The organism is Thiosocius teredinicola, assembly GCF_002009425.1.
GTDB classification, from domain to species: domain Bacteria; phylum Pseudomonadota; class Gammaproteobacteria; order Chromatiales; family Chromatiaceae; genus Thiosocius; species Thiosocius teredinicola.
The window spans coordinates 840445-854620 of the sequence record NZ_CP019936.1 but is presented as its reverse complement, the minus strand read 5'-3'; the positions used below and the strand labels follow the sequence as shown (position 1 = coordinate 854620).

General features: G+C 61.6%; 13 protein-coding genes. 10 read left to right on the top strand and 3 right to left on the bottom strand.

All coding sequences use genetic code 11. The annotated features are described in order from the left end of the window. The first annotated feature begins 91 nt into the window (after positions 1-91). The 4 genes from B1781_RS03985 (at position 92) to B1781_RS03970 (ending at position 4119) form a co-directional block, all read left to right on the top strand. Positions 92-1603, top strand: a complete 1512-nt coding sequence (locus B1781_RS03985; RefSeq protein ID WP_078118421.1) for a Ppx/GppA phosphatase family protein — start codon at positions 92-94, stop codon at positions 1601-1603. A 112-nt stretch (positions 1604-1715) separates the two neighbouring features. Continuing rightward, positions 1716-2999 (top strand): class I SAM-dependent methyltransferase, encoded by a 1284-nt coding sequence (locus B1781_RS03980; RefSeq protein ID WP_334223875.1) that lies wholly within the window; start codon positions 1716-1718, stop codon positions 2997-2999. Beyond that, positions 2981-3190, top strand: coding sequence for a hypothetical protein (locus tag B1781_RS03975; RefSeq protein WP_125931862.1), 210 nt, complete (start codon positions 2981-2983; stop codon positions 3188-3190). The genes B1781_RS03980 and B1781_RS03975 overlap by 19 nt, the downstream gene beginning before the upstream one ends. Further along, on the top strand, positions 3187-4119 hold the full coding sequence (locus tag B1781_RS03970; protein WP_078118419.1) for a hypothetical protein: 933 nt from the start codon (positions 3187-3189) through the stop codon (positions 4117-4119). Before B1781_RS03975 ends, B1781_RS03970 begins: the two co-directional genes overlap by 4 nt. Positions 4120-4142: 23 nt before the next feature. Here B1781_RS03970 and B1781_RS22725 read toward each other — a convergent pair whose 3' ends face one another. Then, positions 4143-4790 carry a hypothetical protein gene (locus tag B1781_RS22725; RefSeq protein ID WP_125931861.1) on the bottom strand — a complete coding sequence of 216 codons (648 nt, stop codon included), beginning with the start codon at positions 4788-4790 and terminating at the stop codon, positions 4143-4145. 382 nt (positions 4791-5172) lie between these two features. Here B1781_RS22725 and B1781_RS03955 point away from each other — a divergent pair, with 382 nt between their 5' ends. From B1781_RS03955 to B1781_RS03935, 5 genes are all read left to right on the top strand, one after another. Beyond that, the gene (locus B1781_RS03955) at positions 5173-5622 is read left to right on the top strand and encodes a CBS domain-containing protein (protein WP_078118416.1); all 450 of its coding nucleotides are present in this window, start codon (positions 5173-5175) and stop codon (positions 5620-5622) included. Beyond that, a complete protein-coding gene (locus B1781_RS03950; RefSeq protein WP_078118415.1) occupies positions 5619-6947 on the top strand; it encodes an ArsB/NhaD family transporter in 1329 nt (442 codons plus the stop codon). The genes B1781_RS03955 and B1781_RS03950 overlap by 4 nt, the downstream gene beginning before the upstream one ends. Positions 6948-7174: 227 nt before the next feature. Next, the gene (gene hemH / locus B1781_RS03945) at positions 7175-8200 is read left to right on the top strand and encodes a ferrochelatase (protein WP_078121918.1); all 1026 of its coding nucleotides are present in this window, start codon (positions 7175-7177) and stop codon (positions 8198-8200) included. After that, entirely contained in the window at positions 8197-8661 is a 465-nt protein-coding gene (locus B1781_RS03940; RefSeq protein ID WP_078118414.1) for a methyltransferase family protein, read from the top strand. The genes hemH and B1781_RS03940 overlap by 4 nt, the downstream gene beginning before the upstream one ends. Before the next feature lie 15 nt (positions 8662-8676). Continuing rightward, positions 8677-9072, top strand: coding sequence for a gamma-butyrobetaine hydroxylase-like domain-containing protein (locus B1781_RS03935; protein WP_078118413.1), 396 nt, complete (start codon positions 8677-8679; stop codon positions 9070-9072). Here B1781_RS03935 and B1781_RS03930 read toward each other — a convergent pair. Further along, the gene (locus B1781_RS03930; protein ID WP_334223874.1) at positions 9052-9720 is read right to left on the bottom strand and encodes a putative metalloprotease CJM1_0395 family protein; all 669 of its coding nucleotides are present in this window, start codon (positions 9718-9720) and stop codon (positions 9052-9054) included. The genes B1781_RS03935 and B1781_RS03930 overlap by 21 nt on opposite strands. A gap of 344 nt (positions 9721-10064) precedes the next feature. Here B1781_RS03930 and B1781_RS03925 point away from each other — a divergent pair, with 344 nt between their 5' ends. After that, positions 10065-13706 carry an EAL domain-containing protein gene (locus B1781_RS03925; protein WP_078118412.1) on the top strand — a complete coding sequence of 1214 codons (3642 nt, stop codon included), beginning with the start codon at positions 10065-10067 and terminating at the stop codon, positions 13704-13706. Between the two features lie 3 nt (positions 13707-13709). On the opposite strand, the gene B1781_RS03920 is transcribed toward B1781_RS03925, so the two are convergent. Continuing rightward, positions 13710-14174 (bottom strand): Rossmann-fold NAD(P)-binding domain-containing protein, encoded by a 465-nt coding sequence (locus tag B1781_RS03920; RefSeq protein WP_125931859.1) that lies wholly within the window; start codon positions 14172-14174, stop codon positions 13710-13712. Positions 14175-14176: the final 2 nt, after the last annotated feature.

The following is a 14176-nucleotide window of genomic DNA, read 5'->3' as shown; positions in this document are numbered from 1 at the left end:
CGCCTCGGTACGCAAGCGCGATGCGATCGATCATTCGCCTTGCCACCGGCATCGGGTTAGCATTGCGAAAAATCTTGAGAATCCCCCGGGCATGACCGAATCACAAACCGCACCGGCGGTGCCGGAGACCGTAGCCGCCGTCGACCTGGGCTCCAACAGTTTTCATATGATCGTCGGGAAACTCGATAACAAACAGCTTGTTATCGTCGACCGTCTGCGTGATGCCGTGCGCCTCGGCGGTGGCTTGCTACCGGACAAGACGCTCAGCGACGATGCCTGGGATCGCGCCCTGGAGAGCCTGTCGCGCATGGGCCAGCGACTGCGCGCATTGCCGCACCACGCGGTGCGCGCGGTCGGCACCAACACCATGCGCCAGATCCGCGATGGCGGCGCCTTTCTGCAGGCCGCCGAAGACGCACTGGGCCACCCGATCGAGATCATCGGCGGTCGTGAAGAGGCGCGCCTGGTCTACCTCGGCGTCGCCCACGGCCTGGCGACCGGCGACGAGACGCGCCTGGTGGTCGACATCGGCGGTGGCAGCACCGAGTTGATCCTCGGCGAAGGCCTCGAGGCACGCGAGCGCGAAAGCCTGTTCATGGGTTGCGTCAGCATGACCGGACGATTCTTCGCCGACGGCAAGATCAGCCAGGAGGCGATGGAAGCGGCGGTACTTGGCGGACGCGTCGAACTGCGACCGGTCCGGCGGATGTTTCACGCCAACGAATGGCAGACCGCGGTCGGCAGTTCGGGCACGATCAAGGCGATCGAGAAGGTGGTCGTCAGCAATGGCTGGAGCGACGAGGGCATCACCAAGTCGTCGCTGAAAAAGCTGCGGCGCGCGCTGGTCGCCGCCGGACATAGCGACCAACTAACGCTCGACGGTCTGTCGGAAGACCGCCGCCCGGTGTTCGCCGGCGGGGTCGCCGTACTCAGCGCCGTGTTCAAGGCGCTGGATATCGAAGTCATGCAGGTGTCCGACCTGGCACTGCGTGAAGGCCTGTTGTACGAACTGGTCGGCCACATCCAACACGTCGACGTGCGCGATTCGACCATCCGCGCCGTGCTGCAACGCTTCGGCGCCGACATCAAGCAGGCCAACCGGGTCGAGGCCACCGCGCGCGCTCTGCTGCGCCAAGTCCAGGACAATTGGCAACTGGATAACCCCGAACACATCCTGATGCTCAACTGGGCCTGCCGCCTGCACGAACTCGGCCTGGCCGTGTCGCACAGCAGCTTCCACAAGCATGGCGCCTACATCGTCGCCAACGCCGACCTGCCCGGTTTCTCACGCCAACAACAGGCGGTGCTGGCTGCGCTGATTCGCGTGCACCGGCGCAAGTTCATCGCCGGAGAATTCGCCAGCCTGCCGCCGCATATCGCCGAATGCGCCAAACGGCTGGCCGTGCTGTTGCGCTTGTCCGTACTGATGCACCGCGGCCGCGGCGGCAGCCACAAACCACCGATGAAAGTCACCGCGAAGGCGATGGAGATCCGGCTGGAGTTTCCCGAAGACTGGCTGCACGAGCACCCGCTGACCGAGGCCGAAATCAAGCGCGAAGCGGAGTATCTCGCGGCCGCCGGTTTCACTCTGGAATTTGCCTAGCGGACATCCCCGATAGGGGCATTGCCGCATTATCCGCATTGCCCACTAGGTATTTGATCGCGCGCAGCGTGCCACACTTCGGTGATTGGCTAGACAGGAACGGAACGCTGACATGAATGACATTACCGAGGCCCTGATCGGATTCGAACTGGCCGGCGACAGCAACGACGACAGCGTGCAGACGCTGGAACGCACCGGCAGCCGCGCCATGTGCGCCATGGCGTTCAGCGTGAGTTGGGAGAGCGAGCACGCCCGGCACACCGATCAACTCGTCGCACGCAAACTCAATCTGTGGCGCGATATCCTGCCCGACGCCCTGGAGCCGGAACTGATGGACAAACCGGTGGACCACGTGGCCCGGCGCCGGTTTGCACCCGGCGAGTTCATCGTGCCCTACCAATCCGACCTGTGCTTCAACCTCAGTCAGCGCGCCTTCCACCGCAATCTGCGCACGGGCAATTACATCGAACCGCGTACCGGCCGCTTTTACCCGCGCGCCTTCATCGGGGGTTCGCGCGGCGTGTTTCCCGAAGAGATCCTGCCGTTTCGCATCTGCAGTACTAGCGGCGACATGATCTGCTGTGACCTGAACAATCCCCTGGCCGACAAACCGCTCGATGTCACCGCACGCATTCTCGATATCTGGGCTGCACGCGAGGAACACGGCGGTAGCTGCAACGACATCGCCGAGATGCTGACCTTCAATGGACCGGGCATGCAGGCGCGCTGGCGTGGCAAGCCGACCGACTTCTGGCAGGACCTGCCGTTCACCCGCGTGGCCGGTGAACCCGATGCCGGCTTTTATGCCATGACACGCATGGTGTCGCATATCGACAAGACTGCATCGGCGCAGATCGAAAAGCTGTATACCCGACTGCTGCCCAAAGGCGGCCGTGTACTGGACATGATGGCCAGTTGGGAATCTCATCTGCCGACAGACAACGACTACACCGAGGTCGTCGGCCTCGGCATGAACGCAGAGGAACTGGCGGCCAACCCGCTGTTCACGTCACATGCAGTGCACGACCTCAACCTCGCACCGACCCTGCCGTACGACGACACATCGTTTGACGCAGTGATCTGCAGCCTGTCGGTCGAGTACCTGGTCAAGCCCTTCGAGGTGTTCGCCGAGGTCGCACGTGTACTGAAACCCGGCGGCGTGTTCATCACGACCTTTTCAAATCGCTGGTTCCCACCCAAGGTGATCCGCGCCTGGGAAGGCATGCATGAGTTCGAGCGGCCCGGCATGGTGCTCGAGTACTTCCTGCAAGACGGGCTGTTTGCCGGCCTCGAGACCTGGTCGATGCGCGGACTGCCGCGCCCGGCCGACGACAAGTACGCCGACCGCATGGGTGAAAGCGATCCGGTGTACGCCGTGTGGGGCACCAAGGCTTGATCCCGCAGGGTATCGACAGCATCGCTTGGATGCAGGACCTGGCCAGGCGTATCGACGGCTTGCACGACCGCGCGCAGATCGAATCCGCACTCGATGACCTCGAATACCTGATGGACGCGCTCGACCCGGAGCTGCAAGACCCCGCCTACCAGTTGATCGAGATCCTGCGCGGTAAACTGGAACAGGCATGACGCCCGGTGAGCCCGACAAGGACTTGCGCTGCTACGCGGTCCGCCGGGTCAATCCCTTCGAAGGCGTGCTACAGGTCGCCGAGACCCACAATGCGCGCGCCTACAGCCCGAACGGGCATATCTGGCAGGTGCAGGTCATTGCACAGCGTCCCGACCACACCTGGCGCAGTTTCAGCGATGTGCCGCCGATCGAGCAGTTCTTCAACTTCGGTCTGTGGGATGCCGAGGAAGGCCTGCAACGTATTCCGGCCAACCCTGTCATGGACATCGGCGCAATGTCGGCGGCTGCCGACACCCTGACCACGGCACTGCGTGACGCGCTTCCCCGTTTGCCTTTTGCACTGATCGATCGATTCGAATGCTGGGCCACCAGTTATGACGGCAGGCCCGTTGCCTTGCTCGCCACCTGTGAACAGGCAGACTTTGTGCGCGACAAGCATGTCACACGCTGGCAGGCGACGCGGGTTTCAGACCATACCTTCACCTCGCCATCGCTGCTTGAACATGGTGTGCCGACCAGCGGCCAACTCGGCCCACGGCAACATGCCGAACAGCTCGAAAGGCAGGTGCGACAACTCGGTCAACACAAGGTCTGGTTCGAACGCAAAACAGATGGCGGCGGCGTGAGGCTGATCGATAGCGGGCAGCATACCGAACTGGCAGCCGATGACTTTCCGGCGCTGACTCTGTTGACCGATTGGAAAGACGACACGGCACGCGCACTGGCGGCCGACTATCTCGAATGGCAGGCGCCGCGGCTGTTGCTGTTACAGCACCTCGACGATGCGTTACGCGCGCAGCTCGAAGTTCAGGCCTGTCGTCAGGCCGTGGAGTTGAACGCACTCCACCGATTGTTGCCGCAGGTCATCGACCGTGAACGTGTCGATGCTGCACGCGTGGAGGCGCGGCTGCGCCGGGCGACTGCCTGAGCAGCGACCCGGCGCATCGCGCGTTACTGTGCCTTCTGCAGGTCGACCAATTCCTGCAACAGTCTTTCGATATTGGCCAGGCGCTGCTCCATGTTCTTCATGTGTTCGCGGCGCTCCATCATCATTTTTCCCTTGCCGCCATGTTTGCCCATGCCGCCGTGCTTACCCTTGTGGTGACATGCGTACCCTTGGCCGCCCATCTTGCCCTGACCGGCTGGACCCGCCTGACCTGATTGACCGGCTTCGGCCATGGCCTGACGGCGTTGCTCACGCATCTCCTGCATCTGCTTCTGCATGTCGGGGTCCATCATGGCGCCACGTGGACCCGGCCCCATCATCGGCATGCCGCCCTGGCCGGCCTGAAGCTGTTGCATACGCTGCTGGTGGCGCTGTTGCATCTGCTCGAACATCTCCGGCGTCATCTGCCCCTGACCGGGACCACGCCCCATCATCGGCATGCCACCCGGGTTGCCCTGCATCATCTGCATGCGTTCCTGACGCATCTGCTCCATGCGTTGCATCATCTGCTCAGGGGTCATCGCCTGCGCTGCCGGCGCCTGGGCCTGGGCCTGCGGCGCGGCCGGCGCAGCGTTGGTTGCATCCTGTGCATTGGCCGACGACGCGACGGCAAGTCCCAGGGCGAGCGGTAGAAATAACTGTTTTGCGTTCAAGGCACATTCCTCCTGGATTGATCCAGATTAAGTCGGATGGCAGATCGACAACAATCCGGTCACGCTTTGCGGGTATTGTTGCTTGTAGGGTTCACGCGCCGCTGGTTTTGCGGCGCAGCGACGCCTAAAGTGTAGCCTCCGGCGTGGCCCGAGGCAGATATCCATTTCGCACCGTGCTGCGACTGACCGAGCGTCGTGGGTCTGCGTGACCACCCTGTTGATCGCTGGCCAGGCCGGCGCCGCAATCTGCATAGATCGGTCGGTGCTGGGCGACGGTGTTTCGGTCTGACAGCCGGGATCACGCAGGGTTCCTACCGATGCGGGGAAGTCATCACAGGGTCCGTCCATTGTGCGACGCAAGTCGTTACACGAGGTAGGTGCAATGAAGTTACTAAAGGCGACCATCGAAACGCCGGTTGCACGCCACGGTATGTTGATTGGCGAGGCACTGCGCATCTGTGTGGACTACGACGTCCCCGGTATTCCCTACGTCGACGAGCAAGGCAAGATCATTGGCCGCTTATCGGTACGTAATGTGTTTCTGATTTCCAGCCTTCCATTGGACATGATCAAAGGTGCCCACCTGATCGGCCACGAAGCACTGCACCTCGATCTGTCGAGAGACCACTACGAGAAAGTGTTCAGCCAAGTGGTCGATCCCCAGATCCTGGACGACTGTGCCTGTCTGTCACCGCATGCGCAGATCACCAAGGCGATGGCATTGATGGAAAAATTCAACAGTTCTTATCTTTTCGTTATCGATGAAGGCCACTATCTCGGAGTGGTCACCCGCTTGGGTTTGACGCGGCTCCTGCTGGAGGAACAAGGATGACCGAAGCCGTACCTGCGGGCCTGAGCAACGACATGTTGATCGCCGCCGCCATCCTCGTCGGTTCCTATGTTCTGATCTTTACCGAAGTCATCCACCGCACCAGCGCCGCGATTCTCGGTGCGACCACGATGATCGCGGTCGGCATGTTCTTTGGCTTTTACGGCCAGGAAGAGGCGTTGCTGTCGGTCGATGCCAACACAATCCTGTTGCTGGCCGCGATGATGATGCTGGTTGCCATGTTGCGACCGACCGGCGCCTTCGAGTACCTGGCGGTCGTGATCGCCCGCGTTTCGGCGCGTGATCCGCGCCTGCTGCTGATCTATCTGAGCCTTGCAGTCAGCCTGATCTCCATGGTGCTGGACAACGTCACCACCATCATCGTGTTCGCACCGTTGACCGTGCTGATCGCGCGCATACTACAGCTCAATCCGCTGCCGTTTCTGATGTCCGAAGCGATTCTGTCGAACGTCGGCGGTGCCGCGACGCTGGTCGGTGACCCGCCCAATATCATGATCGGCAGTGCTGCGCATATCAGCTTCAGCGATTTTCTCGCCCATATGGGCCCGCCGATCGCTGCGGTATGGATCGGCACCGTACTGCTGTTGCTGGTGATGTTCCGCAACCACCTGCGCCCGGGCGACGGCCAGATGCGCGCGCAGCACTTCGAGATCAGGCATGCGATCAAAGACCGCAAGGCGCTGATCCGCATCCTGGCGGCGCTCTCACTGGTGATCGTGCTGTTCTTCGTCCACCACCACCTGGATATCTTCCCGGCATTCGCCGCGCTGGTCGGACTTGCACTCGGCATGCTGATGCTGCGTCCACAACCCGACCAGCTTTTTGGCGAGGTGAACTGGTCGGTACTCATATTCTTTGCGGCGTTGTTCGTGATCGTGGGTGGCGTCGAGGCGTCCGGGCTGCTGGATCTGCTCGGCCGAAACCTCGCCGACATGGCATCCGATCCCACCCAGCTGATGATCACCGGGCTGCTGTTGATGTGGGTGGCGGCACTGATGAGCGCCATCATCGACAACATTCCGTTCACCGTGACAATGATCCCCATCATCATCGGCCTGGAGGCCAGCGGCGCGCAGATCGGGCCACTATGGTGGGCATTGGCGATTGGCGTCGGCCTCGGCGGCAACAGCACACATATCGGTGCCACGGCCAACCTGATCGCGGTCACCGAGGCCGAGAAAAGCGGTATCGACGGCGCGCGCATCTCGCCGGTGGCCTGGATGCGGATCGGTATCCCGACCACCCTGCTCGGCTTGATCGTCGCCAGCACCATCTACAGCGTATTCTTCGGCTATTTCTCCGACTGAAACCCTGCCGGTAAACGCGGGGGCGTTTCGCGGCCATATTCGCGACTGCTAAACTTTGCGCAGCAATTCCCCGGCAATTCGTGCCGCAAAAATGCGCCGCAGACAGATACACTGCGAGCTGCAGCAAGATCATTCGCGCCAAGTCGACAGCATCGGGAACCAAGGCCTTGAACGAACCCAACCTGCAAACGTATCGCCACGATCAGGCAGCACGCATCGGTGTGTTGATGGTCAACCTCGGCACTCCGGACGCACCGGACAAATCGGCGGTGCGGCGCTACCTCAAAGAATTTCTCTGGGACCGACGCGTGGTCGAAGTACCCCGGCCGATCTGGTGGTTCGTACTCAACGGCATCATCCTGAACACGCGGCCGGCGCGTTCGGCGAAGGCCTACCAGAAGGTTTGGACGGAACACGGCTCGCCGCTGCTCAGTATCTCCGTGCGGCAGCGCGATGCGTTGGCGACCGCGCTGAACAACCATTTCGGTCGCGAGGTCCCGGTGGTGTTGGGGATGCGTTACGGCAGGCCTTCGATCGCATCCGCGCTCGGCGAACTGCGCGATGCCGGCGTCCGCCGCATCCTGGTGCTGCCGATGTACCCGCAGTATTCCGCAACCACGACGGCGTCGATCTTCGATGCCGTCACCGCAGAGCTGCGCCAATGGCGTTGGGTGCCCGAGCTGCGCTTTATCAACCACTATCATGACGATCCCGCGTACATCAGTGCGCTGGCATCCAGCGTCAATCGCCATCGCGCGCAGCACGGCGATGCCGATCGCCTGCTGATGTCGTTCCACGGCATACCCGAGGACTACTTTCACAAAGGCGACCCCTATTACTGCGAATGTCAGAAGACCGGCCGCCTGTTGGCCGAGTCGCTGCAATTGAACGCCGACCAGTGGCAATTGAGCTTCCAGTCACGCCTGGGAAGGCAGCAGTGGCTGCAACCCTATACCGACCACACGCTCGAAGCCATGCCGGCACAGGGCGTCAAATCAGTACAGGTCATGTGCCCCGGCTTTTCGGCAGACTGCCTGGAAACCCTCGAAGAGATCGCGATGGAAAACCGCGATGTGTTCCGCGATGCCGGCGGCGAGCGCTACGAGTACATCCCCTGCCTGAACGACGACGCGGAACACATCGCGCTGTTGTCCAAACTCGTCGATCGTCACACCCAGGGTTGGTGGGACGACGAAGCGCAAGATACCGCGCAGTCGCGCGAGCGGGCCGTCGCGCTGGGCGCATCACAATGACGGACGCCGGTTCAGCGCGCGATAAATCGATGCTGAGTCATGCACTGGTGACCTTGCAGATGACCTCGATCGTCGTCATTGCATGGCCTTTCTTTGCGCAGCCAAGTGGCAGATTGCATTGGCTGGCGATCAGCGCGATTGGTGTCGTCGTCGGTCTGTATACCCTGGCGCACAACAAGCTCGGCAACTTCGGCATCTACCCCGAACCCCTGGATAACGCCTGTCTGGTCACATCGGGCCCCTATCGCTGGATCCGACACCCGATGTACACCAGCCTGTTGCTGTTCATGCTGGGCGTCGCCTTGTATCGCAACGCATGGCCGAACTACCTTGGGCTTGCACTGCTGATGCTCGCCATCTTCGGCAAGATGCAGCGCGAAGAGGCCCACCTGCACCTGAAGTTCACCGACTATTCGGATTACGTGAAACGCACCCGGCGACTGCTGCCGGGCGTCTATTGATCCGCCGGAACCGCTATGAGCAACACACCCAAACCGACCGATATCGTGCTGCACCAGCAGTCGCATATGCTCGAGATCGCGTTCGATGACGGCGCGCGATTCGAGCTGCCGTGCGAGCTGCTACGCGTCTATTCGCCTTCGGCCGAGGTCAGGGGCCATTGGGGGCAGCACGCCAAGCTGCAGTTGGACAAACAGGACGTGAACATCACCGAGATGCGGCCCGTCGGTGCCTATGCCATCAAGATCGTGTTCGATGACGGACACGACTCCGGGCTCTTCGACTGGGGCTTTCTGTACGACCTCGGGCGGCGACAGGCGTTGCACTGGAACGACTATTTGCAACGGCTCGCCGAAGCGGGACACACGCGTCAGGAACCGAGTTGGCAAAAGTCAGGCGATCAGGTCGAGTAGCTGCTCGGCCGATGCGCGCGACGACGACTCGGTGCCGCGATAGGCTTCGATAGCCGCCCGCGTGCGCAGATCCTGCTGACGCTCGTCGCCAGCGGCCTCATCCGCTGCTTCCTGCGGCCGGCGTGGTCCGATGAAATCCGCATTTGCTTCGGTCGCGGTCGATTGCTCCCTTTGCAGGTCGGCGCGGGCCTCGACGATACCCTGGGCAGCGGCAGCTGCCACGGCGCGGTCTTGCGATGAGGGTTCGCCGGGTGCGGTTGCGGCGCGCTGCACGGTTTCGAGCTTGCGGATCGTTGCCGCCGGATCGTCGGGAATCGGCGCGGTGTCGATCTGCACCTCGCCGCCCACGGCGTACAGCTTGCCATCGTCACCGCGCTGGTACTCGTATGTCGGCCCACCTCTTACGTAGGCTCCTCCGGCAGCGATGTGCGCCTGTTCGTGTTGGCGGACCTCACGATCGCGCTTTTTGAGTTCTTGAAGTTCGCGGTACTCGCGCGACGTTGCATCGCGCACCGGGTCGGTCTTGGTAACAGGCTGCAAGGCGTTCGCCAGCCCCGAGCGCGACTCTCCCACGTTCGACAGGGCCGCGCGTCCGAAGGACGATACATTGCCGCTGGTTGCCACCATCCGCTTGCTACCGTAGATCAACAGCTTGAGCTCGTTATCGATCAGTTTAGCGTGCCGCTCAAGGCAACGATGGGAAGGAACGGCATAAGTTGCGTCATAGCGATAACACGATCACGCGAGCGTCTTCGGCGGAGAACGCCATAGCGACAAAAACCCGGGGATTTGTCGCCAAGTAACATGCATCCAACCCGAACTTCGCGATTCGGCGGCGCTGCCAAGCCATCGCGCCCGATACGAACCTTGTGCCCGATGCGCCAAGTTAGTCTCGAGCTTCCCATTTCGGCTGGCTCGCCTAAAGTTAAGCGGCACAGGCTTCAGAAAAGCCGGCACTCAACCCCTATCGGCGAACGTCGATAACTGAATACATGTCCCATCTCACGAAATTCATCGCAGTGTGCCTGCTCACCGCACAGTGCGTGATCGCATCCTCGGCGACCCACGCCATGGAGACGGTGCGATTGTTCGTGCTGCATTCCTATAGCCAGGAGTACCCCTGGACCAAGGGGCAACATCAAGGCTTTGTCGAATCGCTGCAGCAAGCGGCAGATACCCAGTTTCAGATCGAGACCGAATACCTCGACACCAAACGCCGTCGCTACGAGACCGATTACGCTCAGCGGTTCGCAACGTTTCTGCAGGACAAATACGCGACCTACCTTCCGGATGCGATCTACGTCAGCGACGACAACGCGCTGCGTTTCGCTCTCGACCACCTCGACAACGTCTTCCCCGACGTGCCGGTGTTTTTCTCCGGCGTCAACGACAGCAGCGTCCTCGATCGAATCGAGGGCCGTCCCGTCACCGGCATCATCGAGAAGAAGGAGATCGAGCCGAATCTCGCGTTGCTGGCCGACATGGGCAAGGCAACAAGCGACATCGTTGTGGTTGGTGACGACAGCGGCACATACCGCGCGATAGAACGCGACATCAAGCTCGCGCTGAAAGACTTTCCGCGCATCAATGCCGACTTTCTCGCCGGCAACCGAATCACCGAGGTGCTGTCGGTACTGCGCGAACACGAGGCCGGCACGCTGTTTCTGACCACCCTCGGCGGCATGCGCGACGAAGACAACCGCACACTGCCGTTGCGTGAAACCTTGCGTCGCATCGTCGCCACCCGCCCGCGTCTCGTCGTCAGCATGGAAGACGCCTACATGTTCGACGGGGTTCTCGGCGGCTATGTTACCTCCGGCCCCCGCCAGGGACAGGCAGCAGCCGCACAGGTGCTCGATTTTCTGCGCTCGGGCGCTATACCTGCGCCGGTGACCAAGAGCCCGAACACCTACCTGATCGACGAGCACCAATTGACCAGACACGGCCTGACGCTGCCACCGTCGGTGCTGCCCGAAACCACCCTGGTCAATCCGCTACCGTCGCTATACCAGCGCTACCGCGGGCTGATCGTGGGCGCCCTGGCGGTGCTCAGTACCTTGTTGGTCGCAATGCTGATGCTCCTGTTGTTCACCCTGTCGGTGAAGAATCGCGAGATCCGCCTGCGCTCCAAGGCGTTCGAGGAGCAGGCCGAGATCGCTCTGCGCGCCAAAGACAGTCTGAACGAGGCGCAACGTTCAGCGCGACAAGGGAGCTGGGACTGGAACCTGGAGAGCAATGCCTTCATGTGGTCGGACGGTCTGCGCCACCTGTGCGGCGACCCGGATACGCCATTCGGCACCAGCTGCGATTCGTTTCTACTCTGTCTGCCGGCCGAAGACCGCGCGGCGTTCAGCGAAGCCATCCATGAAGTGCGTGAACGCGGGGATAGCCTCGAGCTGATTCACCACATCAAGCAGGCAGGCACCGAGGAGCGTACCGTCAAGCAGACGATTCGCGCGATTCGCGATCATGGCCTCACGGTCGAACGCCTGATCGGCACCGTGCAGGACATCACCGAACAGCACCAGGCAGAGGTGCAGTTGCGCGAGAGCGAAGAGAAATACCGGCGCCTGTTCGAGCTGTCGGAAGATCCGATGTGGCTGATCGTCGACCACTGCTTCGTGATCGCCAACAAGGCGGCAAGTCGTGTGCTCGGCTATCCATCGCCGAATGAATTGATCGATGTCCATCCCTCGAAATTGTCGCCCGAGTTTCAGGCAGATGGCCGGCCGTCTCGCGAAAAAGCCGACGAGATGATGAACCTGGCGTTTCAGAACGGCTATCACCGCTTCGAGTGGCAACACCGCAAACGCGACGGAAGCGGGTTTCCGGTAGAGGTGTCGCTGACCAAGGTGCCCTACCACGGCGGCGTTGCGCTGTTTTGCGTGTGGCGCGACATTTCGCAGATCAAGGCCACGCAACGGGCGCTGGAAGAGAAATCGGCCTATCTCGATGGGATTCTCGCGTCCTCGGAAAAGGTGGCGATTGTCGGCACCGATGCCGATGGCTGCATCCACTACTACAACCCGACCAGCGAAAAAATCTTCGGGCTTTCAGCAGAGAAGGCGCTCGGCGCCAATTTGCGGGATATCCACGACGCACTGGGGATCGACCCCGCGCGCTACGTGGAACGTCTCGAGCAGGCAAAAACCGACGGCGAGTTCCGTTTCACGATGAAGCTCGAACGCGACGACGGCGTGCACGATATCGATGCACGCGTGTCGCCGATACACCGCGACGATGAGGCCTTCGCCGGTTACATGCTGATGTGCGAAGACGTCACCGAACAACGGCGTGCCGCCGAACTCGTCGAGTACCACGCGACCTACGACGCCCTGACCGACTTGCCGAACCGTCGCCTGTTCATGGAGCAGTTGCAGCAGACGATCGCACGCGCCCGGCGACATGGCCACTTGAGTGCGGTGCTGTTTCTCGATCTCGACAACTTCAAGACCATCAACGACTCGCTCGGTCATCCGGTCGGCGACGAACTGTTGCGCGAAGTCGCCCACCGGTTGAAGTCGCGCCTGCGCGAGGAAGACACGGTTGCACGACTCGGCGGCGACGAGTTCGTGTTGCTGCTGCCGGAACTGGCCAGGGATCGCGATGAAGCGGCCAACGGGGTACGCAGCCTGGCCGAATCGATTCACCAGTCGATAATCGCCCCGTACCGACTCGGCCCCCATGAGCTGCATGTCACGACCAGCATCGGTATCTCGGTGTTCCCCTCAGCCAATGAGACCGCTGACGACGTCCTGCGCCAGGCGGATACCGCGATGTACCGGGCCAAAGAGACCGGGCGCAACACCATCCGCTTCTTCCTGCCGAGCATGCAGCAGGAGGCCGAAAACCGCCTGCGCCTGATCAGTCAGCTGCGCAACGCGCTGCCGTCGTCGCAATTGCGCGTCGTCTTTCAGCCGCAGTTCGGTGCAGACCGCAACCTGATCGGTGCCGAGGTGCTGCTGCGTTGGCAACACCCGGACCAGGGCCTGATCACGCCGGAGCACTTCATCACGACGGCCGAAGAGGCCGGGTTGGTGCTGGATATCGGCCACTGGGTCATGCACGAGGCGTTCAAGCAGATCCATTCCTGGAACGCCGGCAAGAGCAACGGGCACGGCGCCGGGCGCATCGCTATCAATATCAGTGCGCTGCAGTTTCGCCAGCCGGACTTCGTCAACCGTATCGAGGGCCTGTTGACCGAGACCGGTACAGACCCTCATTGGGTAACGCTGGAGATGACCGAAAGCGTGCTGTTGGAAGACATCGGCGAAACCGTCGACAAGATCAAGCAGCTCAAGGCCCTGGGCGTGCATTTCTCGATCGACGATTTCGGCACCGGTTATTCGTCGCTGTCCTACCTCAAACGCCTGCCGGTCGACGAGATCAAGATCGACCGCTCGTTCGTACGTGACGTATTGCAAGACACCAATGATGCCGCCCTGGTCGATACGATACTGACCATGGCCCGACACATCGGTCTGAACGTCGTCGCCGAAGGCGTCGAATCAGAACCCGTATTGGAGTTCCTGATAGATCGCGGCTGTCGCTTGTTTCAGGGATACCTGTTCGGCAAGCCCTGCGACGCCGCAACATTCGAACGACAGTACCTGGCGCCGGTTACCGAGCACTGAACCTCATTGCCCTTTGAGCAGGGATGCCGCGGCGTACAGACGCGCTTCGGTGAGGCTCAGTGTCCATGGATTGACCGTCACCACATCGCCGCGCGCGAACTCGTCTTGTACAACCCCGATCAGGCTTGCGACCACTGACGCATCATCGAGAGCGTCACCGCCGTGCGTATCGACAGCCGACGACATGGCCGATTCGATCTTGGCCAGCAAGGTTTCCAGGTCCGCCTCGTCGGGATGCGCCGCGAGATAGGCCGCACCCAGTCGAGCGACCGCCGCAGGCTCACCGGTGATCTTGCGCAGCCACGCCGGAGGACGGACCTGCGGAGCGAGGGTTTCAGGCTTGGTCGGTGTCTGTGTCGAACAGGCCGCCAAGCTACCGCCGGCCAGCATGGCGAGCAACGCGTTGCGGATGAATCGCCGCCGCGACAGATCGGTGGTTTGCACTTCGAGCATTTCATTAGCATTCATGT

Coding starts and splice junctions, on each gene's coding strand:
- B1781_RS03950 (WP_078118415.1), top strand. CDS start 5,619: ATGACCGAAGCCGTACCTGCGGGCCTGAGCAACGACATGTTGATCGCC.
- hemH (WP_078121918.1), top strand. CDS start 7,175: ATGGTCAACCTCGGCACTCCGGACGCACCGGACAAATCGGCGGTGCGG.
- B1781_RS03925 (WP_078118412.1), top strand. CDS start 10,065: ATGTCCCATCTCACGAAATTCATCGCAGTGTGCCTGCTCACCGCACAG.
- B1781_RS03935 (WP_078118413.1), top strand. CDS start 8,677: ATGAGCAACACACCCAAACCGACCGATATCGTGCTGCACCAGCAGTCG.
- B1781_RS03940 (WP_078118414.1), top strand. CDS start 8,197: ATGACGGACGCCGGTTCAGCGCGCGATAAATCGATGCTGAGTCATGCA.
- B1781_RS03955 (WP_078118416.1), top strand. CDS start 5,173: ATGAAGTTACTAAAGGCGACCATCGAAACGCCGGTTGCACGCCACGGT.
- B1781_RS03920 (WP_125931859.1), bottom strand. CDS start 14,174: ATGAATGCTAATGAAATGCTCGAAGTGCAAACCACCGATCTGTCGCGG.
- B1781_RS03985 (WP_078118421.1), top strand. CDS start 92: ATGACCGAATCACAAACCGCACCGGCGGTGCCGGAGACCGTAGCCGCC.
- B1781_RS03980 (WP_334223875.1), top strand. CDS start 1,716: ATGAATGACATTACCGAGGCCCTGATCGGATTCGAACTGGCCGGCGAC.
- B1781_RS03970 (WP_078118419.1), top strand. CDS start 3,187: ATGACGCCCGGTGAGCCCGACAAGGACTTGCGCTGCTACGCGGTCCGC.